Below are 25339 nucleotides of genomic sequence, written 5' to 3'. Positions count from 1 at the left end.
GGGTCCGCAACCGGCCCCGTCAGTTCACGCCGCGCAGGTCCAGCACGAGCTCCGCCTCGCCGTCGGCGTCCAGCACGAAGGGGATGCCCCAGTCCTGCTGGTACAGGTGGCACGCGGCGTGGTCGGGGATCTCCCCGCCCGGCTCCCCGTCGCACGCCGCGGCGCGCGCCGTGATGTGCAGGACACCCTCGGTGGTGCCGCCGTCCAGCACCAGCTCCCGGCGCAGGCCCCGGGCGGTGCCCGCGCCCTCGGCCAGCGCGTCCGCGGGCGAGGACGAGATCTTCAGCTGGGTGGGATCCCCCCACCGGTCGTCGAGCTTCTGCCCGGTCGGGGCGCTGAAGCGCACGTCCACGGTCAGCCCGCCGGGGGCGAGCCGGGTGCGCGGCCGCTGGGTCCGGGAGGCGCCCTCGTCGACGCGCTGCGCGGTCGCCGGGACCGGGACCCGCACCAGCCGGTGGGCGTTGGACTCGACGACCACGAGCAGCGGCTCCCGGCCCGAGACGTCCAGCAGCACGTCCGAGGGCTCGGCGAGGCCCCGGGCCAGGGTCGTCACCTGCCCCGTGCGCGGGTCGTAGTGGCGCACCGCGCCGTTGTACGTGTCGGCCACGGCCACGGAGCCGTCCGGGAGCTGGGCGACCCCCAGGCAGTGCTGCATCCGGGCCTGGCCGGCCTCGCCGTCGCGGAAGCCGAAGTCGAACAGCCCCTCGCCCACCGCGGTGCCGACCGTGACGGCGCCGTCGTCGTCGAACCGCAGGACGCGCAGGGCGGAGGTCTCCGAGTCCGCGACCCACACGTTGCCCCGGTGGTCCTCGGCCAGGCCCGAGGACTGCGCGAACCACGCCTCGGCCGCGGTGCCGTCCTTCAGGCCCTCGTCGCCCGTCCCGGCGAGCACGCCGAGCCGGCCGGAGCGCGGGTCGAAGGAGAACAGCTGGTGGGTGCCGGCCATGGCGACCACCAGCCGGTCCGCCCGCGTGGACCACACGACGTCCCACGGAGAGGACAGGGCCACGGTGCGCGGGTCGGCGCCCTCGGGGACGGAGTTCGGGTCGGCGCCCCGGGCGCGCTCCTCGTCGAGCAGCCGCTGCACGCCGCTGCCGGCCACCGTGGTGACCGTCCCGGTCGCGAGGTCCACCCCGCGCAGGCGGTGGTTGACGGAGTCGGCCACGACCACGTCGTAGCCGACGGCCGCCCGCACATCCTCCGGCAGCAGGGTGAGGCCCTGGGGCTCCGTGAAGCGGGCCGTCCCCGCGTCCCCGTCCGCCCAGCCCTTCCCGGCCCCGATCACGCGCCGGACGGTCCGCAGGTCGCTGCCCAGCTGGACGAGGCGGTGGTGGCCCGTGTCGGAGACCAGGAACGAGCCGTCCGGCAGGGGCAGCACCTTCCCCGGGAAGCGGAGGTCGCCCTCGGGCTCGGGCCGCGGGACGTACGGGCCGTCCCCGCGGTGCAGGGTGCCCTTCGCCTCGTGCTCGGCCACGAGCTCCTCGACGAGGGACACGAGGCCCTGCACGTGCCCCTCTCCCGACAGGTGCGCCACGATGTAGCCCTCCGGGTCCACGACCACGAGGGTGGGCCACGCCCGCGCCGTGTAGGCCTCCCACGTGGTCAGCTCCGGGTCGTCGAGCACGGGGTGGTGGATCTCGTAGCGGTCCACGGCCGCGGCCAGCGCCTCGGGGTCGGCCTCGTGCTCGAACTTCGGGGAGTGCACGCCCACGGTGACGAGGACGTCGGCGAAGCGCTCCTCGAGGGGCCGCAGCTCCTCCAGCACGTGCAGGCAGTTGATGCAGCAGAAGGACCAGAAGTCGAGGACGACGACCTTGCCGCGCAGCGCGGCCAGGTCCAGCTCCTTCTCGCCGGTGTTGAGCCAGGCGCGGCCCTGCAGCTCGGAGGCGCGGACGCGGGAGGTGAGGCGCATGGGCGATGGTCCTTTCGGTGCGGTGCGAGTCGGTGCGGTGCGAGTCGGTGCGGTGCGAGTCGGTGCGGTGCGAGTCGGTGCGGTGCGAGTCGGTGCGGTGCGAGTCGGTGCGGTGCGAGTCGGTGCGGTGCGAGTCGGTGCGGTGCGAGTCGGTGCGGTGCGTGTCGGTGGCGTGCTCAACGGCGGGCGGCCCGGTGGTCGCGCTCGGCGAGGCCGGCCATCATCTCGTTGTAGGCCCTGAGCTCGGCGTCGTCCGTGCGGTCGGCCCGGCGGTCCACGCGCCGGTTCTCCCGGGAGCCGTCGATCGCCCACATGACGGCGACGACGACCGCGACGACGACCGTGGGCAGCTCGCCGATGCCCCACATGAGTGCCCCGCCGAGCTGCTGGTCCTCGATGGCCGTGCGCCCCCAGTCCCGCCCGGTGTTGCCGAACCAGGACGCCTGAAGCAGCGTGTCGGAGCCCATGAGGGCCACGCCCACGAACGCGTGGTAGACCATGGTGGCGAGCAGCAGCACGAGCCGCATCATGTAGCCGGGCCGGCGCGGGATCGGGTCCACCCCGATCAGCACGAGCATGAACAGGTACCCGGTGAGCAGGAAGTGGGTGACCATGAACACGTGGCCCACGTGGTAGTGCAGCGTGAAGTGGAACAGCGGGGTGAAGTAGAAGACCACGATGGAGCCGGCGAAGTTCACGGCGGCGACGATCGGGTGGGTGACGACCCGGCCGAACGTCGAGTGCACGAGGCGCAGGATCCACTCGCGGGGCCCCCGGGTGCCGTCCCGGCGGGGCTCCAGGGCCTTGAGCAGCAGGGTGACGGGGGCACCCAGGACCAGGAAGACGGGCACGACCATGGTGAGGGCCATGTGCTCGACCATGTGGGCGGAGAACAGGACACGGCCGTAGACGGCCACGCCGCCCGAGGTGACGTAGAACAGCAGGCCCAGGCCCGTCAGCCACGACACGGCGCGCAGTGCGGACCACGTGTCCCCGCGCCGGCGCAGCTGCGCGAACGCGCGCAGGTAGACGAGGGCCAGGACGACGACGACGGCCAGCCACCACCAGTCCACGCGCCACGTGGTGAACCACGACGCGGCCGTGGGCTCCGGCGGCAGCGGGTACCACGTGAGGATCTCGGCCGCGGACGCGTCCGGGGCGAGCTCCTCCGGCACCGGCGGCGCGGTCCGGGACAGCGCGACGGCCACGCCCATGACGGCGCCCATGACCACGAGCTCGCCGAGCACGAGCTGCCACACCGCCCGGCGGGCCGTGAGGCGACCCGTCTCCAGCGCGGGAACCAGCCACCGGCGGTGGGCGAGGCCGGCCAGCCCGAGGCCCAGGGTCAGGACGGTCTTGACCAGCACGAGCCGGCCGTAGCCGCTCAGCAGCTGCTCCCAGGTGCCGATCCGCACGGCGGCGTTGACCGTGCCCGAGAGCAGGACGAGGAAGAAGGCCCCGAACGCGACCGCGGAGAAGCGCCGCAGCACGACGGCCGCGATGGGCACCCGGGGGCGGTCCCCGGAGGACGCGCGCCCGCGGGCGGCCCCCACCGGGAGGGTGCCGGTCCCGGCGTCGGGGGCGCTCAGGCGCGGTGAGAGCCACCCGAGGACCGCGAGGCCGCCCGTCCACAGGCACACGCCCAGCAGGTGCAGGCCCAGGGAGTTGACGGCGGCCATGTGGTCGTCCCCACCCGCGGAGTGTCCGGTGAGGGCCATCGCCACGAGGGCCGCGCAGGACAGGAGGAGCGTGAGCAGCAGTCCGAGCAGGGCCCGGACGCCGAAGACGAGCGTGGTGACGGCGGCGGCGACCACGGCGATCACCGCCTGGGCCTGGCCCGTGGGGATGTCGGTGGCGTAGTGCAGGAGCTGGCCCGTGTACGTCGCGCCCGCGCCCACGGGTACGCCGGCGACGTCGGAGTAGGAGAGCACGAGCACGGCGAGGGCGGCGACGGTCCACACCACTGCCGCGGCCTCGGCGAGACGCAGCGTGGCGGAGAAGAGGGGGTGCTCCGGTGCGGGGACGGGATCCGCCGTGTCCGGGCGGCGCCCCTCCGTGCGGGTCCTCGGCACGACGCCCACCGCGAACAGCAGGGCGCCCAGGACCACGACGAGCGCGCCGTCGTGGAGGAGCTCCGCGGCGGGCAGGCCCCAGCGGACGAGGGCGCCCGGGTCCGCGGCCAGCCGCGCGGCGCCCGAGCCGGTGGCGGCCATGGCGACGACGAGCGCGACGAGGGCCACCACGGGCACGACCGCGAGCAGCCAGGGGTCCAGTCCCCGGCCTGCCGGCGGCGCAATACGACCGGAGCGCTCGGCCGTCCTCGAACTCATGGTGTCTCCTTCGTCCGCTCCCCGGGCGCCCGCCCCTGCGGCATCCGCTCCCCGGGTCTCCGCCCCGTGCGGGACGGCTCCGTCCATTGTGCCCCGCCGCGCCGTCCGGGGCGCCCCGGTGTGTTCCGTCCCACCCGGCGGGCACGCTCCCCGCCGCGGGTCGCGGTCCCGTGCCGGGCTCAGTGTCCTCGGCGCCGGCGCGAGACGACGCTCACGGCCGCCAGCAGCGCCACGGCGGCCACGCCGCCGAGCACGGCGACGAGCCACAGCGGCACGTCGCCGGAGGCCGCCTCGGAGGCCGGGTCCCCGGTCCGCTCGGCGGGGTCCCCGGCGGGGGTGGTCGAGTCCGGGTCGGGCTCCGCGCCGGCGCCGACGTCGTACCGGAAGGTCCCCTCGATGGGGTGGCCGTCGCCGGAGACGACCCGCCACACCACGTGGTACGACTCGGCCGAGTCGCCCGTGTCCGCGAGCGGCTGGACCACATCGTTGCCGCGCGTCTCGAGCGGTCCCTCGGTCACGGAGCGGCCCGAGGAGTCGGTGACCGCCACCTCGTGGCCGATCTCCATCACCTCCCCGGAGAAGCTGAGCCGCACCTGCTCCGGGGCCGTCGTCAGGACGGACCCGGGCTCCGGGGTGACGGCGGTGAGCTCGTCGTGGGCCGTGGCGGGGAGGGCGGGCAGCAGGGCCAGGGCGACGGCGGCGAACAGCGCCGCGGCGCCTCGGGTAGCACGCATGGGACGGTGTCTCCTCCTGTGCCGCGGGGGCACTTGTCGGCGGCCGGGACCGCCTGCCGGGTGGAACGGGGCATCGGGGCGGGGGCCGGGCGGGACGGCACGGCCGGCCCGAGGTCCGGACACGCCGAAGGGGCGGCCTCCGTGCGGGGGCCGCCCCTTCGGACGAAGCCTCGGGACGCGGTCCTGGACGGACCGGCGGGTGTCCTCACTTGTTGGACACAGCCGCCTTGAGCTTGGAACCAGCGGTCAGCTTGACGCCGTGGCCGGCCGGGATCTCGATGCTCTCGCCGGTCTGCGGGTTGCGACCCGTGCGGGCGGCACGGTCGGTGCGCTCGACGGCCAGCCAGCCCGGGATGGTGATCTTCTCACCGTTGGCGACGGACTCCTCGAAGACCTGGAACAGCGCGTCCAGGACGCCGTTGACGGCGGTGTTGGTGGTGCCGGCCTTCTCGGCGACCTCCGCGACGAGTTCACTGCGGTTCTTGGCCATGTTCATGTCCTCCTGGACTTGGGGTCGTGGGGAAGCGCGGCGCCGGAGACCGGTCGCGCTCCTGCGTCAGAAATTACCAGCTGGACTTGGTGATGCCGGGCAGCTCGCCACGGTGTGCCATCTCGCGGAACCGGACGCGGGAGATGCCGAACTTCTGGAGGGTGCCGCGGGGGCGGCCGTCGATCTGGTCACGGTTGCGCAGGCGCACCGGCGAGGCGTCCCGGGGCAGCTTCTGCAGGCCCAGGCGGGCCTCCTCGCGGGCCTCGTCGGTGGCGTTCTCGTCGATGAGGGTCTTCTTCAGCTCGGCACGCTTCGCGGCGTAGCGCTCGACGACGACCTTGCGCTGCTCGTTCTTGGCGATCTTGGACTTCTTGGCCATGGATTCAGCGCTCCTCGCGGAAATCGACGTGCTTGCGGACGACCGGGTCGTACTTCTTGAGCACCATGCGGTCCGGGTCGTTGCGGCGGTTCTTGCGGGTCACGTAGGTGAAACCGGTGCCGGCGGTGGACTTGAGCTTGATGATGGGACGAACGTCCTTGTCCTTGGCCATGCTAGATCTTCTCCCCACGTGCGATCAGGTCGGTCACGACGGCGTCGATGCCACGGGCGTCGATGACCTTGATGCCCTTGGCGCTGACGTTGAGCGTCACGCTGCGGCGCAGCGACGGCACCCAGTACCGCTTCTTCTGGATGTTCGGGTCGAACCGGCGCTTGGTACGGCGGTGCGAGTGCGAAATGCTGTGCCCAAAGCCCGGCTGAGCTCCGGTCACCTGGCAGTGCGCTGCCATAGTGTTCTCCTCCAATGTTGACGAAATGACGGCACGCAGTGGGTACCGCGGATGATCACTCACCTGCGGACGGGCGTCCCGTCACCTGAGAATTGCCACCGTTCGCCAACCGGGCCCTCTCGTGGAACCCGCGCCGGAACCGGCGAGGCCCCGCCACGATGAAGACGGTGAAGATCAAGGTGCCGGAAGGTGGACTCCACCACACACGACAGCCTTGAATCCTAGGCCCGCGCGGACTCTCCCGCAACTCGACGTCAGGCGTGACCAGCTTCGGGTCAGTCTACCGGCTCCCCCGACCCCCGCAAACCCGGGGCCTCGGGGCCCGCGGGGACCACGTCCCGGGGGTGCGGCGTCGTGTACCGGGGGTGCCGCGCGGAGACCACGTCACCCGAGGACGTGCCGCGCAGGCGCCGGACGAGCCACGGCAGCAGGTACTCCCGGGCCCACAGGAGGTCCTCCCGGAGCACGCCCGGGCTCGCCGTCACGGGAAGCCGATCCGGGGGCGGCAGCTCGAGGCGGTGCTCCACGCCGAGCAGCTCCAGGACGGCGGCGGCCACGCGGGTGTGGCCGGCGGCGGACATGTGCAGGCGGTCGACCGCCCAGTAGCGCCAGTCCTGCAGCTCGCGCATCCGCCAGTAGTCCAGCAGCAGGCACGCGTGCCGGTCGGCGATCTCGCGGACGTGCTCGTTGTAGAGGGCCTGCCGGGGCCTCGTCCAGGAGGTCGGGGCGCCACGGCCGGGGTCGAAGGCCGTGAACAGCACCACCTGCGCGCCCGATGCCCGCAGCCGCACGACGGCCTGCTCGTAGGCCGCCATGAGCTCGTCCACGTCCACCCGCGGGCGGAGCATGTCGTTGCCCCCGGCGTAGAGGCTCACGAGCGTGGGCTCCAGGGCCAGGCAGGGCTCCAGCTGCTCCGCCAGGATCCCGCGGAGCAGCCGGCCGCGCACCGCCAGGTTCGCGTACCGCGTGTCCGGGCGTGCGGCGGTGAGCTGCTCGGCCACGAGATCCGCCCAGCCACGGACCCCGTTGGGACGGGCGGGGTCGGGGTCCCCCACGCCCTCCGTCATCGAGTCGCCCAGGGCCACCCACCGGACGGGCCGCTCCGGCGGCAGGACAGCCGGGGTCGCCGTCGTCGGCTCCGTCATGCGCCGCTCCCTCCCGTGAGGTCCACTCCGGTCCCGCGTCCGGCGCCGGTCAGGGCACTGTGGGGTCGGGCTGGTGCGGCTGCTCGGGCTCCCCGACCTGCCGGAAGCGGGAGCGTCCCCCGAGCGCCTCGTTGACGGCCCGCACGAGGGAGTTGGCCCGCGGGTCCTCCGCCAGCCGCTCGAGCAGGACGGGATTTCCCTCGCCGTCGGCCAGCGGAACCCGCCAGTTGGGGTACTCGTCCCCGGTGCCCGGCTGGTTCTGCATCCGCCGCTCGCCGACCGCGTCCACGAGGGAGACGTTGAGGAGCAGGGCCGGGGTCTGGGCCAGGTAGCGGTGCAGGGCCTCCACGACCTCCTGCTCGCCGGCGGACTCCGCGTCCGCGAGCAGCCCGGCGTCGGCCACCGCGGAGAGGAACGTCTCCAGCTGGCGCCGGGCCTCGGCCCGCTCCTCCTCGACCGGACGGGCGAGCAGGCCGAGCTGCTCGCGGACGTCCACGTGGACCCCCTGGAGGAATCCGGCCGTGGGCGGGAAGTCGTGGGTGTTGACCGAGGCCATGCTCAGCTCCCGGTACCGGGAGGGCGGCAGCGGCTCGTCCCCGTCCACCTCGAACCACAGGATCGAGGTGCCCAGCACACCGCGCTCCGCGAGGTACTCCCGCACCCACGGCTCCAGGGTGCCGAGGTCCTCGCCGACGACCACGGCCCCGGCGAGCTCCGCCTCGAGCGCGAGGATGCCGACCATCGCCTCGTGGTCGTAGTACACGTAGGCCCCCTCGGAGGCCTCGTGGCCGTCCGGGATCCACCACAGCCGGAAGAGACCCAGCACGTGGTCCACGCGGATGCCCCCGGCGTGCCGGAAGATCGTGCGCAGCATGTCCCGCCAGGGCAGGTAGCCGGCCTCGGCGAGGCGCTCCGGGTGCCAGGGGGGCTGTGACCAGTTCTGGCCCTTCTGGTTGTACATGTCCGCCGGCGCGCCCACGCTGACGCCCGGGACGAGCACGTCCTGGAGGGTCCACGCGTCGGCGCCCTGCTTGTGCACCCCCACCGCGAGGTCGTGGATCACGCCGATGTCCATCCCGGCCAGGTGGGCGGCGCGCTGGGCGGCCTCCAGCTGCTCGTCGAGCAGCCACTGCATCCAGACGTGGAAGTCGATCCGCCGGGACAGCCGCGTCCGCGCCTCGACCGCGTAGGGGGAGCCGGGGGTCGCGGCGCCGTCGTCCCACTCGGCGGCGTCCTCGCCGAGCTCCTCCCGCAGGGCGCACCACAGGCCGAAGTCCTGCAGCCCCTGTCCGCCCTCGGCCACGAACCGGCGCAGCTGCTGCTGCCGGTGCGGGGAGCGCCGGACGGTGAACAGCAGCTCGAGGCTCTTGAGCTTGGCCGCGTAGGCCGCGTCCCGGTCGATGGTGGAGGTGTCGAGGTTCGCCCGCCGCTGGATCGCGGCCAGGGTGCTGACCACCTCGAGGTCGGCCGGGCGCAGGTAGGCGTACTCGGGGACCTCGGCGATGCGCAGGTAGAGGGGGTTGAAGAACCGGCGGCTGGTCGGCAGGTACGGCGAGGGCTCCACCGGCGGGACGGGCTCGGCGGCGTGCAGCGGGTTGACCAGCAGGTAGTCCGCGCCCTGCTCCCCCGAGACCGCCGCGAGGCTCGCGAGGTCCGAGACGTCCCCGACGCCCCACGAGCGGCCGGAGGTCACGGAGTAGATCTGCGCCATGTACCCCCAGCGCCGCCGGCCGTGCAGCCGGTCCGTGGTCGAGAGGTGCCGCGGGGTCACGGCCAGCGGCGCGGTCACCGCACGGCCGTCCTCGACGTCCGCGCACTCCACCCGCAGCTCGTACCAGCCGACGGGGCAGCCCTCCGGGACCTCGAAGGTGGCCTGACCGGTCAGCACGCCGTCGACGTCGCGCGGGGAGCGCCAGTTGTCGACCGCCGGCGCGGTCGTGCGCGACCCGTCCTCGCCCACGACGGTGACGCGCACCGGGGACCCGTGCGGGACGTGGACGGCGAACCGGGTCCGCTCCCCCTGGACGGCGACGACGACGGGCGGCAGCGTCCGCCGCCACGGGGCCAGCTCCCGCTGAGCGAGGCAGGCCTCGATCGCGTCGTCGCCGTCGGCGTCCGCGCCCAGAGCGGTGAGCACGGCGCGCAGCGTCGCCTCCGGGACCTCCCGCTCCTGCCCGTCGAAACCGGAATACGTCGTGGAGACGCGGTACGCCTCGGCAAGCCGGCGCAGCGCGCCGTCAGTGGTGGTGTCGGCCATGGTCCCCACTCTAACCAGAGGCCCCGGCCGGACGCGGGGCCCCGGCGGTCCCGCGCCGACCCGAGGGGCGTGCGAGCCGCCGGGCCCGTGGGCGCACTACGCGCCGGCGCGGGCCAGGGTGCGGGCGACGTCGACCACGAAGCGGTAGCGCACGTCGGAGGCGACGACCCGGTCGTAGGCCTCGTCGACGTCGTCGGCGCCGATCACCTCGATCTCGGACTCGACGCCGTGCTCGGCGCAGAAGTCCAGCATCTCCTGGGTCTGCGGGAGCCCGCCGACCATCGACCCCGTGAGCACCCGCTGGCGCGCGGCCAGGGCCATGGGCCGCACGCTGTACGGCTCCGGGGGCAGGCCCACCGAGCACAGCACGCCGTCGACGCGCAGCAGGGACAGGTACTGCTCGACGGGGAGGTCCGCCGAGACCGTGTTGAGGACCAGGTCGAAGCGGCCCCGGTTGCGCTCGAACGTCTCCGGGTCCTTCGTGGCGAAGTAGTCGCGGGCGCCGAAGGCGAGACCGTCCTGCCGCTTGGCCAGGCTCTGGCTCAGGACGGTGACCTCCGCGCCCATCGCCGCGGCGATCTTCACGGCCACGTGGCCGAGCCCGCCCATCCCCACGACCGCGACCCTCCGGCCGGGCCCCGCGCCCCAGCGGCGGAGCGGGGCGTAGGTGGTGATCCCGGCGCACAGCAGCGGCGCGGCCCGCGCGGGGTCGAGGGCCTGCGGGACGCGCAGCACGAACCGCTCGTCGACGACGACGCCGCGGCTGTAGCCGCCGCGGGTCACGGACCCGTCCGGCAGCGGGGTGTTGTAGGTCGCCACGACCCCCTCGGCGCAGAAGTTCTCCCGGCCGTCGGCGCAGTACTCGCAGGTCCCGCAGGAGTCCACGTAGCAGCCCACGCCCACGGTCTCGCCGGGTGAGAAGCCGGTGACCTCCTCCCCCACGGCCAGCACCCGTCCCACGATCTCGTGGCCGGGGGTCACGGGGTAGGAGGTGGCGCCCCACTCGTCGCGGGCGATGTGGATGTCCGAGTGGCAGATGCCGGCCCAGTCGATCTCGATCTCCACGTCGCGCGGCCCGACGGGGCGGCGGTCGATCTCGGTGCGGCGGAAGCCGGAGGCCGCGGAGACGGCCTCGAGGGCGGGGACGGTGCTCATGGGGTGCTCCTTCCGTGGGGCGTGGCCCCTCGTGGTGCGGTGGATGCTCGTGCGGTGGATGCTCGTGCGGTGGATGCCCGTGCGGCGGGACGGACGGGGCCGGGGCGGCGGGGTGCGGCGCTCACCAGGCGTGGGCCACCAGCTCGTAGGAGCGGGCGCGCACCTCGGGGTCGTGGGCGTAGCTGTTGAGCATCAGTTCGTCCGCCCGGGTGATCTCGACGATCTGCTCGAGGTCGGCGACCACCTGGTCCGGCGTCCCGACCGCGGAGACGGCGAGGTGCTGCTCGACCATGGCGGCCTCGGCCGCGCTGAGCTCGACCCGGTCGGCCGGCGGCTGCAGGGGCCGCCGGTCGTTGCGGGTGATGCCCCGCACGAGCAGCTGGTGGGTCGTGAACTGGCGCCGCGCCTCCTCGGCCGTGTCCGCGGCGAGGACGTTGGCGGCCACCATCACGTGCGGACGCTCGACCGTGGCGGTGGGCGCGCCTGCGTCGAAGCGCTGCCGGTAGAGGGCGATCGCGTCCATGATCATGGCCGGGGCGAAGTGGGAGGCGAAGGCGTAGGGCAGACCGAGCCGCGCGGCCACCTCGGCCCCGCCGGTCGAGGAGCCCAGGATCCACAGGGGCACGTCCGCACCGCGGGCGACCACGGCCTTCACGTGCTCCTGCTCCTGCCCGCCGAACAGCCGGACGAGCCGGCGGACGTCGGACTCGAACGTGTCGTGGCCGGCCTGACCGCGGCGCAGCTCGAGGGCCGTGCGCATGTCCGTGCCGGGCGCGCGCCCCAGCCCCAGCTCCACCCGCCCGGGATGCATGTGGGCGAGGGTGCCGAAGGACTCGGCCACGGTCAGCGGCACGTGGTTGGGCAGCATGATGCCGCCCGAGCCCACCCGCAGGGTCCGGGTCGCGGCCAGGGCCTGCCCGATGAGGACCGCCGTGGCCGACGAGGCGAACGCCTCCGTGTTGTGGTGCTCGGCGTACCAGAGCCGCCGGTAGCCGGAGGTCTCGAGCCGCTGGGCGAGCGCCACCGCCTCGTGCAGGGCGTCCGCGACACCGCGGCCCTCGGACACGGGGACGAGGTCGAGCGCGGACAGCGGAACACGGGTGGTGGCGGGCACGGGAGGGACTCCTTCGTCGGCGGGTGGGAGCTCGGATCGCGCTCAGGGGATCCGGTGGCCCCAACACCCGGGGCGGGGCCGCTTATTCCGGACCGCCGCCGACGTCGTCCTCCTCACACCCCGGCCACGTCCGGGCCCGGGTGCGGCACCATGGAACCATGACCTCCACGCGGCCCTCCGCCCACCCCGTGCCCGACGTCGCCCACGAGCTGCCCGAGCCGGCCCCCGGCTGGGCACCGGCGTGCGTGGTGTTCGACTGCGACGGGATCCTGATGGACACGGAGGCCACCTGGGCCCGCGTCCAGCGGATCGTCGCCGAGCGCAACGGACTGGCGTACACCGAGGCCACGCAGCGGCGGATGATGGGCTGGTCGGCGGGGGACGTGGCCGCGGCCATCGCGGACGCCGCGCGGGCCGACCGCGCCGCGGTCCTCGCCGACGTGCTGCGCACCGAGGCGGAGGCCCTCGAGGGCCACATCGTGGCGCTGCCGGGCGCCCTCGAGACCGTGCGCTCGTTCGCCGGGCGGATGCCCGTGGCCGTCGCGAGCAACTCCACCCGCACGATCCTCGGGGTCAAGCTGGAGCAGGCGGGCTTCGCCCCGCACCTGACCACCTGGGTGTCCTCGGACGACGTCGCGCACGGCAAGCCGGCCCCGGACATCTACGCCGAGGCCGTGCGGCGGCTGGGCGCAGCCCCCGGCGAGGCGCTCGCCGTCGAGGACTCCGTGGCGGGCGCCGCCTCCGCCGTGGCCGCGGGCCTGGTGGTCGTGGCGGTGCCGTCGGTCCCGGACGGGGACCCCGTGCCCGCACACCTGCGGGCCCCGTCCCTGACGGACCCGGCGTTCCGGGCCCTCGTGGCCCGCTGGGCGGGCTGAGGGCTCAGCGGTTCCAGAGCCCGTAGGTCTGGGCCAGCTCGGAGACCTTGCGAGCCCGGGCGAGCCGCGGCAGGTAGCTGCCGTCCCCCACCACGTGCCCGGAGTCGTGCTGCTCGATCAGCTCCCGCGCCCAGGTGATCTCCTGGTCGCTCGGGGCGAGGTGGCGGTTGATCCCGTCCGTCTGGGCGGGGTCCAGGCACAGCTTGCCCGTCATGCCCATGGACTGGGTGACGGCGCAGGCCCCGGCGAGCTCCTCCTCGGCGGCGCCGACGGACGGACCGTCGATGGGCCCCGGCAGCTCCCCCACCCGGGACGCGACGACGAGGCTGGAACGGGCGAACGCCAGTGCCATCGGGTCCGCGCTGACGCCCGTGTCCCGGCGGAAGTCGCCCACGCCGAAGGCGAGGCGGAACACGCCCGGGGCCCGGGCGATGTCGTTGGCGTTCATGATGCCCACCGCCGACTCGACGAGGGCGACGACGGGCGTGCCCGCGGGCGCCATCATGGCCGTCTTGGTGATGTGGTCCGGGTGCTCCGTCTTCGCCAGCACGATCCCGCGCAGGTGCCCCACGCGGCTGAGGGCCGCGAGGTCCTGCTCCCAGTAGGGGGTGGTGATGTCGTTGATCCGCACCCAGGCGCTGGCTCCGGCCTCGAAGGCCTCCACGACATTGCGCCGCGCCTCGTCCTTGCCGTCGGCCGGGATCGCGTCCTCGATGTCGAACACCACCGAGTCCGCCTCGGAGGCGAGCGCCGTGGGGAAGACGGAGGGGTCCGCGGCCGAGGTGAGCAACCACGAGCGGGACAGGCGGGCGGGCAGCGCGGCGGCGCGCTGATTGCGGTAGGGGGCCACGAGGGGTCCTTTCCGGACGGGCGGACGGGCACGGCCGGCCCCGGTGACGTGCACGGCGGGGCCGGCCGGAGGGTTCAAGTCTAGGCGCCGCCCCGGAGCGCGGCGCCCCTCAGGCGGGCAGAGGCGTGTGAGCTCGCTCAACCCGCTCCCCGGGGCGCACCGGCCCCGGCCCGGTGCCGTCCCCGAACGGGGAGCCGCCGAGCGCCTCGCGGCCGTGCTCGGCGAGCCAGTTGCCGAGATCGGGGCCGACCGGCACGATCTGCGAAGGGTTGATGTCCTCGTGGACCACGTAGTAGTGCTCCTTGATCTGCACGAAGTCCACGGTGTCCCCGAAGCCGGGCGTGCGGAACAGGTCACGGGCGTAGCCCCACAGATGGGGCATCTCGGTGAGCTTCTGGCGCGAGCACTTGAAGTGCGAGTGGTAGACCGGGTCGAAGCGCACGAGCGTGGTGAACAGCCGCACGTCGGCCTCCGTGATGTGCTCGCCCATGAGGTAGCGGCGGGTTCCGAGCCGCTCCTCGAGCCAGTCCATCGCGGACCACAGCCGCTCGTAGGCCTTCTCGTAGGCCTGCTGCGACCCGGCGAACCCGCAGCGGTAGACACCGTTGTTCACCTCGGTGTAGACGCGGTGCATGACCTCGCGCATCTCGTCCTCGACACCGGCGGGCCACAGGTCTGGAGCGCCCTCGCGGTGGAAGGCCGTCCACTCCTTGGCCAGGTCCTCGGTGATCTGCGCGAAGTCGTTGGTCACGACCTGGCCGGTCCCGATCTCGACGATCGCCGGCACGGTGATCCCGCGCGGGTAGTCGGGGAAGCGGGCGACGTAGGCCTCCTGGAGCCGCTCGATGCCGAGGACCGGGTCCCTGCCGTCGGGGTCGAGGTCGAAGGTCCACGACCGGGCGTCGTGCACCGGCCCCGGCAGCCCCACGGAGAGGACGTCCTCCAGGCCCAGCAGGCGGCGGACGATCAGCGTGCGGTTGGCCCACGGGCAGGCGCGGGCCGCCACGAGCCGGTAGCGGCCCGGCTCGACCGGCCAGGCACGCGCGCCCTCCGCGACCGAGGCCGAGGCGGGGTCGCGGACGATGCGGTCCTCGATGTACGTGGTGTCCCGGGTGAACTCCTCACCACGGTGCACGTACGCACCGGCCGTGCTGTGCTCGTGATGCTGGGTGCTGCGCTGCGACATGGGGGCTCCTCGACGGTTCGTGGTGTGCCGGGCGACGTCCCCGGCACCGGGCTCGGCGGCGGGACGGCCGCGACTCCTGCCCCGCGCTGTGAGGATATGTCCATCAAACGTCGCCGGGCCAGGGGTGCGTGTCGGCGCCGAGGTCTACAGTGGAGTCATCAAGCACCGCCCACGTCCGGAACCGCCTCCCATGAGCACCCACGTCCCCGAGCCCGAGTACGGGCAGCGACTGCCACACCAGGACCGTCCGGCGAGCCCTTCCCGCCCCGTGCGCACGGTCCCGCCGCTCGCGGCCCGGCGCATGGTGCGCGGCCTGTCGTTCACGCTCGTGCTCCTGGGCCTGCTGGTCGGCGCGGGCCTGGCCGCGCTGGGCCACTCGTGGGGATGGGCGGCCGGGACGCCGCTCGTGCTGCCCGGCCTGGCGGGCTTCGTGCTGGCTCAGCGCCATCCCGCGCTCCGGGACCCGGCGGCGTCACCTCGGCCGCGGTCACGGCTGTGGCTCATCCCCTGGAGTCTCCTGCTGCTCGGCCTGCTGCCCCTCGCGGGAACCTTCGCCGTGGACCCCGTGCCCGGGGGGTCCGGCCGGGGCGCGGAGGCCGGTGAGCACGTGGCCGTGCTCGTCGTCGCCGGCATGACCCTCGTGGTCGCCGCGGCGATCGGCTTCGCGCTGGTGGCCGTGGCCTCCTTCACGGTGCGTGACGACGACGACTCCCCCCTGCGGCCCACGGGCTACGCCGAGCGCGACCGCCGCGCCGGCCGGGACCCCGGTCCGGGCACGCCCGGGAACCACTACGACTCCGAGTGGGTCCGGCGGCCCCGCCGGGTCGACAGGGAGCCGCGGCACGGCGGATCCGCACGGCACGGCGCAACCACACGGCACGGCGGCGACACACGGTACGGCCCTGCGCCCGACTGAGGGGAAGAGCTTGACTTTTGTTGACGCGTCAATAGAATGTGGAGGATTCCCCGGCCCGCAGAGAGGACCACACCATGACCCACCCCGAGACCACCGAGGTCAACTGGCTGACCGCCGAGGAGCAGCGCGTGTGGCGCAGCTTCCTGGCCCTGAGCCGCGGCATGCAGACGGCCATCGATCGTCAGCTCGCCCGGGACAGCGCGTTGTCCGGCTCGGAGTACGAGGTCCTGGTGCTGCTCTCCGAGAGCCCCACGGGCGTCGTCCGGTCCCGGGACCTCCTGGGCGAGCTGGGCTGGGAGCGCAGCCGCCTGTCCCACCTGCTCTCGCGGATGGCCCGGCGCGGCCTGCTGGAACGGCTGCCGTGCGACAGCGACGCCCGCGGTCTCGACGTCCGCGTCACCCCCGAGGGGCGCGGCGCCATCGAGGCGGCGGCGCCGGGACACCTCGAGATGGTCCGCGCCGCCCTGATCGACCAGCTGACACCGCAGGAGATGGACACCCTGCGGTCCATCGCGGACAAGGTCGTCCCCCGGGTCAAGGACATGGGACTGTGCTGACCCGAGGCCGGCACGAGGACAAGGGCACGAGGACAAGGGACAGGCCCTGCCGCATGGGGGGATCGGCAGGGCCTGTCAGGTGTCCCGATCGGGGGAACGGGACACCGGACGCCGGCAGGAACCATCCGGACGCAGATGGGGGGATCACGTCCGGGCCATCGCCGACGACAGATCCACTCTAGGCCCATTGATCTGCATGGGCAAGCCGACCTCGCACGACCCGCCCAGGTTTCTGCGGACGTTCCGTCCTCCCGAGATTCCGTCCGAGCGGCTCCGGACCCCGCCCGGGGAACGCGCACACCCCCGGAGCCGCGGCTCCGGGGGTGTGCGCGCGGGGCGGACCGCCGCTGACAACGGACCGCCGCTGCCGCTCGCCTACTTGTGCTCGCCCTCCTTGGCCAGGACGTAGTCGTAGACGGCCTCCTCGCCCTCCCCGCCGTCGGCGCGGGGCTTGGGCTCGAGCATCAGCTCGGGCTTGACGGCCGAGGCGATGTCGTCCTCGTTGTGCGGGTCGCCGGGGAAGTACAGCTGCTGGGTGACCAGCTGGTAGCCGGGGGCCGAGACCTTGATGTGGATGTGCGCCGGGCGCCAGGCGTGCCAGCCGGCCGCGGCGATCAGCTGCCCGCAGGCCCCGTCGGTGGGGATCTGGTACGGGGCCGGGCGCTTGGTGTTGATCTCGAAGTACCCGTTCTCGTCGGCCTTCACCGTTGCCCGGAACAGCCACTCCGGCAGCCCCGGGGCGTACTGGGAGTAGTACCCGGCCGCGTCCGCGTGCCAGATCTCCACCTGGGCGTCCTGGATCGGGTTGCCGGCCGTGTCGGTGAACCGGCCCTTGAGCAGGAACGGCGTGCCCTCCTCGTCCTCGCGCATCTCCAGCGTGGCCGGGGTCTGCAGCACCGGGGCCCCGGGCACGTAGTAGGGGCCCTCGATGGTGCTCGCCGCCCCGGGCCGGTCCTTGGAGTTGACGTCCTCGATGGTGTGCTCCAGCCACACGTCCAGGAACAGGGGCCACTCCCCGTCGGTGCCGACCTTGATCAGCCACGCCTTCAGCGCGTTGTACTCCTCGTAGGTCACCTGGTGCTCGACCGCGATGTCGTTGATCGCCTTGATGGCCGCACCGGCCAGCAGCGACACCCGCTCCTTCGGGACCTCCAGCTTCGCCAGCTTCCCCGAGGCCGTGAACCGCTCCGTGGCCTTGGACCCGGCCTCCACCGCCGTGCCCTCTTCCGCCCGGCGCGCCGCCGCCGCCTGCTCGGCCTGCGTGTTCGTCATGATCTTCTCCACTTCCGTCGTCGTTCGTGCTCGGACCGCCGACGCCCCGCGTGCCTCGCTCCCCGATCGGGCCGGAGCCCCGGGCTGTGACACCGGACACGTCGACGTCGTCCCTTACAGAGTAAGGACGGGATCAGGACGCTACAAATATTGATTGAGTGATTTCTATGCACAAGAGGTGACATAACACCCCCCTGGGTCAGACCTAGGGGTTCGCCTGATGTGAGCGCCGTCACGGGGGTCCAGAATGGTCGTCATGCTCTCCGGCAGGAGCCGGCCGGATCGGCCGTCCCGCCCCGATCGCACACCCCGTCCAGAAGGAGCACGACATGACCGAGAACCTGACCCACGTCCGCGAGGTCCTCTCCGACGCCGTGGTCGACGACCGCGAGAACGGCGTCATCCGCGCCAAGCGCGAGATCTTCACCGACGAGGAGATCTTCGAGCTCGAGATGAAGTACATCTTCGAGGGCAACTGGGTGTACCTGGCCCACGAGTCCCAGATCCCGAACGTCGGCGACTACTTCACGACGTACATCGGGCGCACGCCGGTCGTCATCACGCGCGACAAGGACGAGAAGCTCAACTGCATCGTCAACGCCTGCTCCCACCGCGGCGCGATGCTGTGCCGCCGCAAGACCGACAACCGCACGACCTTCACCTGCCCGTTCCACGGCTGGACCTTCAAGAACTCCGGTGAGCTGCTCAAGGTCAAGGACGCCCGCAACGGCGGCTACCCCGAGAACTTCAACAAGAACGGCTCGCACGACCTCACCAAGGTCGCCCGCTTCGAGTCCTACCGCGGCTTCCTGTTCGGCTCCCTGAACCCGGACGTGCTCTCCCTCGAGGAGCACCTCGGCGACGCCACCAAGGTCATCGACTCCATCGTCGACCAGTCCCCCGAGGGCCTCGAGGTCCTGCGCGGCGCCTCGACCTACACCTACGACGGCAACTGGAAGGTGCAGGCGGAGAACGGGGCCGACGGCTACCACGTGACGTCCGTGCACTGGAACTACGCCGCGACCACCGCCCGCCGCACCGCCGGCGACTCCGCCAACAAGACCAAGGCCATGGACGCCGGCAAGTGGGGGAAGGTCAAGGGCGGGTTCTACTCCTACGAGCACGGCCACCTGCTGCTGTGGCAGGAGTGGACCAACCCCCAGGACCGCCCGCTGTGGGACCGCCGCGAGGAGCTCGTCGAGAAGTACGGCGAGGAGATGGCGAACTTCATGATCAACATCTCGCGCAACCTCTGCCTGTACCCGAACGTCTACATCATGGACCAGTTCTCCTCGCAGATCCGTCACTTCCGGCCGATCTCCGCGGACCAGACCGAGGTCACCATCTACTGCATCGCCCCCAAGGGCGAGTCCCAGGAGAACCGCTCGAAGCGGATCCGCCAGTACGAGGACTTCTTCAACGCGACCGGCATGGCCACCCCGGACGACCTCGAGGAGTTCCGCTCCTGCAACAAGACCTACTGGGCCACCTCCGCCGCGTGGAACGACATGTCCCGCGGCGCGGCCCACGAGATCCAGGGCCCGGACGAGCAGGCCCAGGCCCTCGGCATGACCCGGGTCATCGCCTCCGGCGTGCGCACCGAGGACGAGGGCCTGTACCCGATCCAGCACACCTTCTGGAAGGACGTCATGGACAAGGGGCTGGCCGCGGAGGAGCGCACCGCCGAGCAGTCCGCTCCCGCCTCCGTCTGACCCGGACCACCCCGACCCCACAGAAAGAGTGCAGAACACCATGGCCAACGTGATGAACCCTCCCCAGGCGCTCAAGACCGCCGAGGAGATCGCGACCCTCGAGACCGTGCGAGCCTTCCTCTACAAGGAGGCCAGGCTGCTGGACGACCGCCGGTTCGACGAGTGGCTCGAGTGCTACCACCCCGACTCCGAGTTCTGGATGCCGGCCTGGGACGACAACGACCAGCTGACCGAGGACCCGCAGAACGAGATCTCCCTGATCTACTACGACAACCGCGGCGGCATCGAGGACCGGGTCTTCCGGATCAAGACGGACCGTTCCTCGGCCACCTCCCTGCCGGACCCCCGCACCGGGCACAACATCACCGACGTGGAGGTCCTGGCGCAGGACGGCAACCAGGTGGAGGTCCGCTTCAACTGGTTCACGCTGTACTTCCGGTACAACACGACGGACACGTACTTCGGCACCAGCTTCTACACGATCGACCTCTCGGGCGAGCAGCCCGTCATCCGCAAGAAGAAGGTCGTGCTGAAGAACGACTACATCCACCACGTCGTGGACGTGTACATGGTCTGACGGGCTCTCGCCGCGGCCGGCTCCGGGCCGGCCGCGGCGCACCCGTCAGCACTGCTCCCGAGCACCCCGCACAGACTTCTCCGGCCGCGACCAGGCGGCCGACCCCACCAGGAGGACATCATGGGCCATCAGGTAGCCCTCAGCTTCGAGGACGGCGTCACGAAGGTCGTCAAGGTCGGCGACTACGAGACCGTCCTGGACGCCGCGTACAAGGCGCGCATCAACATCCCGGCGGACTGCCGCGACGGCGCGTGCGGCACCTGCAAGGCCTTCTGCGACTCCGGGAGCTTCGACCCGGGGGACTTCATCGACGACGCCATGACCGAGGACGAGCTCGAGAAGGGCTACATGCTCACGTGCCAGGCCGTCCCGGAGTCGGACCTGTCGATCCAGATCCCGGCGACCTCGGAGTCGGCGAAGACCTCCGCGTCCACGTTCACCTCGACGCTCAAGGAGCTCGACAAGCACTCGGAGACCACGATCTCCTTCACGCTCGAGGTCCAGGACCGCGAGAAGCTCGCCTACCTGCCGGGCCAGTACGTCAACATCAAGGTCCCCGGCGCCGACGCCGAGCGCTCCTACTCCTTCAGCAGCGGCCCCGAGGTCGAGGACGCGTCCTTCATGGTGCGCATCACCCCGCAGGGCGCGATGTCCGAGTACCTGCGGGACCGCGCCGAGGTGGGCGACGCGATCGAGTTCAGCGGCCCCTACGGCTCCTTCTTCCTGCGCGAGCCCAAGCGTCCCCTGCTGCTGCTCGCCGGCGGCACCGGTCTGGCGCCGCTGCTCTCGATCCTCGAGAAGCTCTCCGCCAACCCGCCGAGCACCCCGGTGCACCTGATCTACGGGGTGACCCGCGAGGCGGACATCGTCGGGCTGGACTGGATCCGTGCCTACGAGACCCGACTGCCGAACTTCACGTGGGACTACATCGCCTCGGAGGAGGGCACCTCCGCCCCCCACACCGGCTACGTCACCCAGATCATCGAGCCGGGCCATCTCAACGGCGGCGACGTCGACATCTACCTGTGCGGCCCGCCGCCCATGGTCAACGCCGTCTCCCAGTGGCTGGACACGGAGGGCGTCGAGCCCGCCAACTTCTACTTCGAGCGCTTCGCCCCGAAGGAGACCACCGGCGGCGACGCCGAGACCGGCGCTCCCGCCCCGGCGGAGAAGGTCCAGGAGGAGGGCGACACGATGACCCGCGCCGAGGCGGTCTCCTCGATGGAGACCGGTCGGCTGGAGTTCCGCAAGGAGGACAGCTTCGCGCACCTCGACGCCCGCATGGGCCTGGAGCTCGCCGTCACCGAGCTCATGCTGGGCCGGCTCACCGAGGAGCAGCTGCGCCAGTTCCGCCGGCTGGCCGAGGCCACCACGCGCTCCGTGGGCGCCGGCACGGTCTCCGACCCCGAGGAGTACGTGCGGACGAACGAGGAGTTCCACGAGTACCTCTTCATGATCTCCGACAACCCGGCGCTGCTGGAGTCCTACCGCCGCCTCGACGTGCAGCAGCAGATGGCGGCCACCTTCGAGGAGGGCACCGAGATCTTCGCCCGCGTCGCGCAGGACCACCTCGACGTCGTCGACGCCTTCGAGCGTCAGGACAAGGAGCGCGCCCGCGAGGTCATCATGGCCCACGCCCGCGACGCCAAGGAGACCATGTCCCGCGCGATCGACGTCAAGGAGGCCGGCAACTGATGGGCGCACCGTACGCCGGGCAGTTCCTGACGCCGGGCCGTTTCGCCGGGAAGGTCGCCGTGGTGACCGGGGCCGCGCAAGGCATCGGGCAGAAGGTCGCCGAGCGGATCGGCGCCGAGGGCGGCGCCGTCGTCCTGGTGGACCGCGCCGAGCTCGTGCACGACGTCGCCCGGGGCATCACCGAGGCCGCGGAGGACTCGGCCTCGGGCGGCTCGGCCACGTCCGTCACCGCCGACCTCGAGACGTTCGCGGGCGCCCAGCAGGCCGTCGACGCGGCGCTGGCCGCCCACGGCCGGGTGGACGTGCTGGTCAACAACGTCGGGGGCACCATCTGGGCCCGTCCGTACGAGGAGTACGACGAGGAGAAGATCGAGAAGGAGATCCGACGCTCGCTCTTCCCCACGCTGTGGTCCTGCCGCGCCGTGCTGCCCACGATGCTGGCGCAGGCCTCCGGCACGATCGTGAACGTCTCCTCCGTGGCCACCCGGGGGATGCACCGCGTGCCCTACGCCGCCGCGAAGGGCGGGGTCAACGCCCTGACCCAGTCCCTGGCCATGGAGGTGGCCGGCCGCGGCCTCCGCGTGGTCGCGACCGCCCCCGGCGGCACGGAGGCACCGCCCCGCAAGGTCAAGCGCGGGCCCGAGGCCGAGTCGGCCACCGAGAAGCAGTGGTACCAGGCGATCGTCGACCAGACCGTCGACTCCTCGTTCCTGAAGCGCTACGGCACCCTCGACGAGCAGGCGGCGCCGATCGTGTTCCTGGCCTCCGACGAAGCCTCCTACGTCACCGGAAGCGTGCTGCCGGTGGCCGGCGGCGACCTCGGCTGACCGGGCCAATGTCCGGCGCCCGCCGTCGGGGGCGGGGAACCCGGCGCGGTAGACTCGCGGGCATGACGGGGGGCCTCCAGCACGGTGATGCCGGCGAGGCGTTCCCCCTGGCCGGGCGGGCCGACGTCTTCGAGGAGCTCCTCGAGGTGCTGCGCACGGTGCGCAAGGGCAACGTCAGCACCGTGGTGCTCCAGGGCCCGTCCGGCTCGGGCAAGACCGCTCTGCTGGACCTGTTCCTGGAGCACTGCCGGTCCTCGACACGGGGGATCCGCGTGCTCAGCGCCACGGGGGACGAGTGGGAGGCGCAGCTGGCCCTGGCCGGGTACTCCCAGCTCATGCTCAGCTCACCGTTGCGCTCCGCCAAAGGGTTCGACGGCGCCCCCGCTCCGCCCTCGGCTCCGGTGGCCGAGCTCAGCCCGGCCCAGGCCGTCAACTACGCCGCGACCCTCGGCACCCACCTCGACGGCCTGCAGTCCCGCGGATCCGTGGTCGTCGCCGTCGACGACGCCCACCGGCTGGACGAACAGAGCCTGCGCATCCTCGTGTTCGTGATGCGCCGCCTGCACGAGAAGCGGGTCATGTTCGTGCTGACGCTGGACCCCGACCGGGCCGAGAACCTCCCCGCCGGGGTGCTCGACTTCCTCACCGGCCACCAGGTCCGGAGCCTCGTGCTCGACCCGCTGTCGCCCGAGGACGTGCGCGACCTCGCGCGGCGGCGCTTCGGGATCGACCTCAGCGCGACCGCCGCCCACGGACTGGTCCGCCACACCGGCGGGATCGCCCAGCACGTCGTGGAGCTGCTCCGCGAGCTGCCCGAGGAGACCTGGCACTCCTGGTTCCCCGACCTGCCGGCGAGCTCCCGGGTCCGCGCCCGGGTGCGCAGCGTGCTGGCCGCCGCCTCCCCCGGGCTCGTGCGCGCGGCGGAGGCCGTCGCGGTGCTCGGGCCCGGCGCCGGCCTGCCGGAGGTCGCCCACGTGAGCGGGGTGGGCTCCGTTCTGGACGCCCTGGACGAGGGCCACCGGACGGGCCTGCTGCGGTTGACGGTGGACCAGGCCCGGTCCCACGTCGAGTACGTGGAGGCCGGCGCCGCCGCGGCGGTCTACGAGCAGATCGTGCCCAGCCGGCGGATCGAGCTGCACCGGATGGCGGCCGCCGTGGTGCAGGACGAGGCCGACCGCCTGGGACACCGGGTCTCGGCGACCCCCGGCGCGGACGAGCCGCTCGCCGCCGAGCTCGAGGACTTCGCCCGGAGGCAGGCCATGGTCGGCGCCTGGCAGGACGTCGCGACGGCGCTGTTCTCGGCGTCCCGGCTCTCCGCCGACCGGCGCACCCGCAACGACCGGCTCCTGCGGGCCGTGGACGCCCTCGTCGGCTCCGGCAACATCGCCCAGGCCGACATGTGGACGGCGGCCGTGGACGCCATGCCCCCCTCGCCGCTGCGCTCCTCCGTCCTGGGCTACCTCTCCACCGTGTCCGGACAGAACCGCAGCGCGCAGGCCCAGCTGGAGATGGCGTGGCGCACGAGCAACCCCCGGCAGGACCCCGCGGCGGCCGCGCAGGTGGCCCAGCGCTTCGTCCTGCACGGCGTGGCCTCGTGGGACGGCCCCCTGATCACCCGGTGGGCCGAGACGGCGATGTCCCTCACCGAGCCCCGGACCCCCGCGCACATCGAGTCCGAGGCGATCTACGGACTGGGCCTCTTCGCCCAGGGCCGGCTGGGCGAGGCCGAGCGCGCCTACGAGCGGGCCTTCGGCCGGGCGGCGGAGAACGCCCAGAAGCAGCGCGTCCAGATGGGCGCGGGCTGGCTCGCGCTGCGGGCCGACGACGTCGAGACCGCGCTCGTGAACTTCGAGGCGGCGGCACCCACCGAGCACCGGGGCGGGTCGTTGCGCATCTCCCTGTGGGCGGAGGCCTGGCTGGCCCGCACGCAGCTCGTCCTCGGCGACTGGGACGCCGCCGCGGCGACCGTTTCCCGGGCATCCGTACGGCTCGAGACCTCCCAGATGCCCCTCATCCGCCCCCTGCTGTACTGGACCGCCGCGGAGCTGTGGTCCATGCGCGGGGACTGGGACCGGGCCCGGCACTACGTCTCGCAGGCCGCGGTGCAGCCCGGCACCTACCGTGCCATGCAGGTCCCCGCCAACCTGGCCCGTGCCCGCTTCCACGAGGCCCGGGCGGACTACGAGAGCGCCCTGCAGGTGCTGGAGCCGCTCACGGACCTCGACCCGTGGACGGACGAGCGCGTCTCGTTCTGGCCGTGGCAGGACACCTACGTCAACGCCCTGGTGATGACGGACCGGCTCGAGCGGGCCGAGGCCTTCCTCACCGCGTTCGAGGGGGTGCGGCGTGAGCGCGACATCCCCTCGGACCGGGCGCGGATGGCCTGGGCCCGGGGCCGGCTGGTCGCGGCGCAGGGGGACCCGGACGCGGCCCGGGAGCACTTCGAGGCGGCGCTCGGCCACCTGCGCGGGCTGCACCGGCCGTACCTGCGCGCGCGGATCAGCTTCGCCTACGGGCAGAGCATGCGGCGCGCCGGCAAGCGGCGCCTCGCGTCCTCGGTGCTGCGGGCCGCCCGGGACCTCTACGACGCGCTCGGTGCCGCCACCTACGTGGAGCGCTGCGACCGGGAGCTCAAGGCCACCGGCCTCGACATCGGGAACCTGCCGGACCCCTCGGACCCCGTGCTCACGGCCGCGGGGCGCACGCAGGTGCCGCTCACCGCGCAGGAGCAGGCGGTGGCCGAGCTGGTCTCGGCCGGGGCCACGAACAAGGAGACCGCCCGGGCCCTGTTCCTGGCCGAGAAGACGGTGCAGTACCACTTGACCCGCATCTACGGGAAGCTCGGGATCCGCTCCCGCAGCGAGCTCGCCGCCCGCTACCGCCCGCCCGACTGAAGTCCCCTCCGCTCCCTCCGGCCCTCCGGACCCTCCGGCCCCTCCGGCCGCG

At 72.9% G+C, this 25339-nt stretch carries 22 protein-coding genes; 8 read left to right on the top strand and 14 right to left on the bottom strand.

From position 1 onward, the window contains the following. Positions 1-19: 19 nt before the first annotated feature. The 11 genes from ACH9EU_RS09115 to ACH9EU_RS09065 form a co-directional block, all read right to left on the bottom strand. Positions 20-1912, bottom strand: coding sequence for a thioredoxin-like domain-containing protein (locus tag ACH9EU_RS09115; protein WP_396413618.1), 1893 nt, complete (start codon positions 1910-1912; stop codon positions 20-22). 176 nt (positions 1913-2088) lie between these two features. Beyond that, positions 2089-4242, bottom strand: coding sequence for a cytochrome c oxidase assembly protein (locus ACH9EU_RS09110; protein ID WP_396413617.1), 2154 nt, complete (start codon positions 4240-4242; stop codon positions 2089-2091). Positions 4243-4421: 179 nt separating this feature from the next. Then, entirely contained in the window at positions 4422-4976 is a 555-nt protein-coding gene (locus tag ACH9EU_RS09105) for a copper resistance protein CopC (protein ID WP_396413616.1), read from the bottom strand. Between the two features lie 205 nt (positions 4977-5181). Then, positions 5182-5466, bottom strand: coding sequence for an HU family DNA-binding protein (locus ACH9EU_RS09100; protein ID WP_396413615.1), 285 nt, complete (start codon positions 5464-5466; stop codon positions 5182-5184). 73 nt (positions 5467-5539) lie between these two features. Further along, positions 5540-5845: a 30S ribosomal protein S14 gene (gene rpsN / locus ACH9EU_RS09095; protein ID WP_396413614.1), complete on the bottom strand. Its 306-nt coding sequence runs from the start codon at positions 5843-5845 to the stop codon at positions 5540-5542. A 4-nt stretch (positions 5846-5849) separates the two neighbouring features. Beyond that, entirely contained in the window at positions 5850-6017 is a 168-nt protein-coding gene (gene rpmG, locus ACH9EU_RS09090) for a 50S ribosomal protein L33 (RefSeq protein ID WP_017832642.1), read from the bottom strand. 1 nt (position 6018) lies between these two features. After that, on the bottom strand, positions 6019-6255 hold the full coding sequence (rpmB, locus tag ACH9EU_RS09085; RefSeq protein ID WP_396413613.1) for a 50S ribosomal protein L28: 237 nt from the start codon (positions 6253-6255) through the stop codon (positions 6019-6021). Between the two features lie 275 nt (positions 6256-6530). After that, entirely contained in the window at positions 6531-7400 is an 870-nt protein-coding gene (locus tag ACH9EU_RS09080; protein ID WP_396413612.1) for a GDSL-type esterase/lipase family protein, read from the bottom strand. Between the two features lie 49 nt (positions 7401-7449). After that, complete coding sequence (gene malQ / locus ACH9EU_RS09075) at positions 7450-9657, bottom strand: 4-alpha-glucanotransferase (protein WP_396413611.1); 2208 nt, start codon at positions 9655-9657, stop codon at positions 7450-7452. A 96-nt stretch (positions 9658-9753) separates the two neighbouring features. Further along, positions 9754-10812: an alcohol dehydrogenase catalytic domain-containing protein gene (locus ACH9EU_RS09070; RefSeq protein ID WP_396413610.1), complete on the bottom strand. Its 1059-nt coding sequence runs from the start codon at positions 10810-10812 to the stop codon at positions 9754-9756. Positions 10813-10933: 121 nt separating this feature from the next. Continuing rightward, positions 10934-11926, bottom strand: a complete 993-nt coding sequence (locus ACH9EU_RS09065) for an MsnO8 family LLM class oxidoreductase (protein ID WP_396413609.1) — start codon at positions 11924-11926, stop codon at positions 10934-10936. Between the two features lie 158 nt (positions 11927-12084). Between ACH9EU_RS09065 and ACH9EU_RS09060 the strand changes: the two genes are divergently transcribed. Continuing rightward, complete coding sequence (locus tag ACH9EU_RS09060; RefSeq protein ID WP_396413608.1) at positions 12085-12801, top strand: HAD-IA family hydrolase; 717 nt, start codon at positions 12085-12087, stop codon at positions 12799-12801. 4 nt (positions 12802-12805) lie between these two features. Here ACH9EU_RS09060 and ACH9EU_RS09055 read toward each other — a convergent pair whose 3' ends face one another. Further along, positions 12806-13651, bottom strand: a complete 846-nt coding sequence (locus ACH9EU_RS09055) for an aldolase/citrate lyase family protein (protein WP_396413607.1) — start codon at positions 13649-13651, stop codon at positions 12806-12808. Positions 13652-13760: 109 nt separating this feature from the next. Then, entirely contained in the window at positions 13761-14837 is a 1077-nt protein-coding gene (locus ACH9EU_RS09050) for a glutathione S-transferase C-terminal domain-containing protein (protein WP_396413606.1), read from the bottom strand. A 190-nt stretch (positions 14838-15027) separates the two neighbouring features. Here ACH9EU_RS09050 and ACH9EU_RS09045 point away from each other — a divergent pair, with 190 nt between their 5' ends. Further along, positions 15028-15753, top strand: coding sequence for a hypothetical protein (locus ACH9EU_RS09045; protein ID WP_396413605.1), 726 nt, complete (start codon positions 15028-15030; stop codon positions 15751-15753). A 74-nt stretch (positions 15754-15827) separates the two neighbouring features. Next, a complete protein-coding gene (locus tag ACH9EU_RS09040; RefSeq protein WP_396413604.1) occupies positions 15828-16310 on the top strand; it encodes a MarR family transcriptional regulator in 483 nt (160 codons plus the stop codon). Positions 16311-16685: 375 nt separating this feature from the next. On the opposite strand, the gene catA is transcribed toward ACH9EU_RS09040, so the two are convergent. Continuing rightward, positions 16686-17582: a catechol 1,2-dioxygenase gene (catA, locus tag ACH9EU_RS09035; protein WP_396413603.1), complete on the bottom strand. Its 897-nt coding sequence runs from the start codon at positions 17580-17582 to the stop codon at positions 16686-16688. 329 nt (positions 17583-17911) lie between these two features. Between catA and benA the strand changes: the two genes are divergently transcribed. The 5 genes from benA (at position 17912) to ACH9EU_RS09010 (ending at position 25287) form a co-directional block, all read left to right on the top strand. After that, positions 17912-19294, top strand: coding sequence for a benzoate 1,2-dioxygenase large subunit (gene benA / locus ACH9EU_RS09030; RefSeq protein WP_396413602.1), 1383 nt, complete (start codon positions 17912-17914; stop codon positions 19292-19294). A gap of 40 nt (positions 19295-19334) precedes the next feature. Next, positions 19335-19871: a benzoate 1,2-dioxygenase small subunit gene (gene benB, locus ACH9EU_RS09025; protein WP_396413601.1), complete on the top strand. Its 537-nt coding sequence runs from the start codon at positions 19335-19337 to the stop codon at positions 19869-19871. 120 nt (positions 19872-19991) lie between these two features. Then, positions 19992-21566: a benzoate 1,2-dioxygenase electron transfer component BenC gene (benC, locus tag ACH9EU_RS09020; RefSeq protein WP_396413600.1), complete on the top strand. Its 1575-nt coding sequence runs from the start codon at positions 19992-19994 to the stop codon at positions 21564-21566. Further along, positions 21566-22393, top strand: coding sequence for a 1,6-dihydroxycyclohexa-2,4-diene-1-carboxylate dehydrogenase (locus ACH9EU_RS09015; RefSeq protein WP_396413599.1), 828 nt, complete (start codon positions 21566-21568; stop codon positions 22391-22393). Before benC ends, ACH9EU_RS09015 begins: the two co-directional genes overlap by 1 nt. 62 nt (positions 22394-22455) lie before the next feature. Continuing rightward, a complete protein-coding gene (locus ACH9EU_RS09010) occupies positions 22456-25287 on the top strand; it encodes an AAA family ATPase (protein WP_396413598.1) in 2832 nt (943 codons plus the stop codon). Positions 25288-25339: the final 52 nt, after the last annotated feature.

The organism is Kocuria rhizosphaerae (genome assembly GCF_044462265.1).
Lineage (GTDB): Bacteria > Actinomycetota > Actinomycetes > Actinomycetales > Micrococcaceae > Kocuria > Kocuria rhizosphaerae.
The sequence above is the reverse complement of the archived record's forward strand: the minus strand, read 5'-3'. Positions and strand labels throughout refer to the sequence as shown.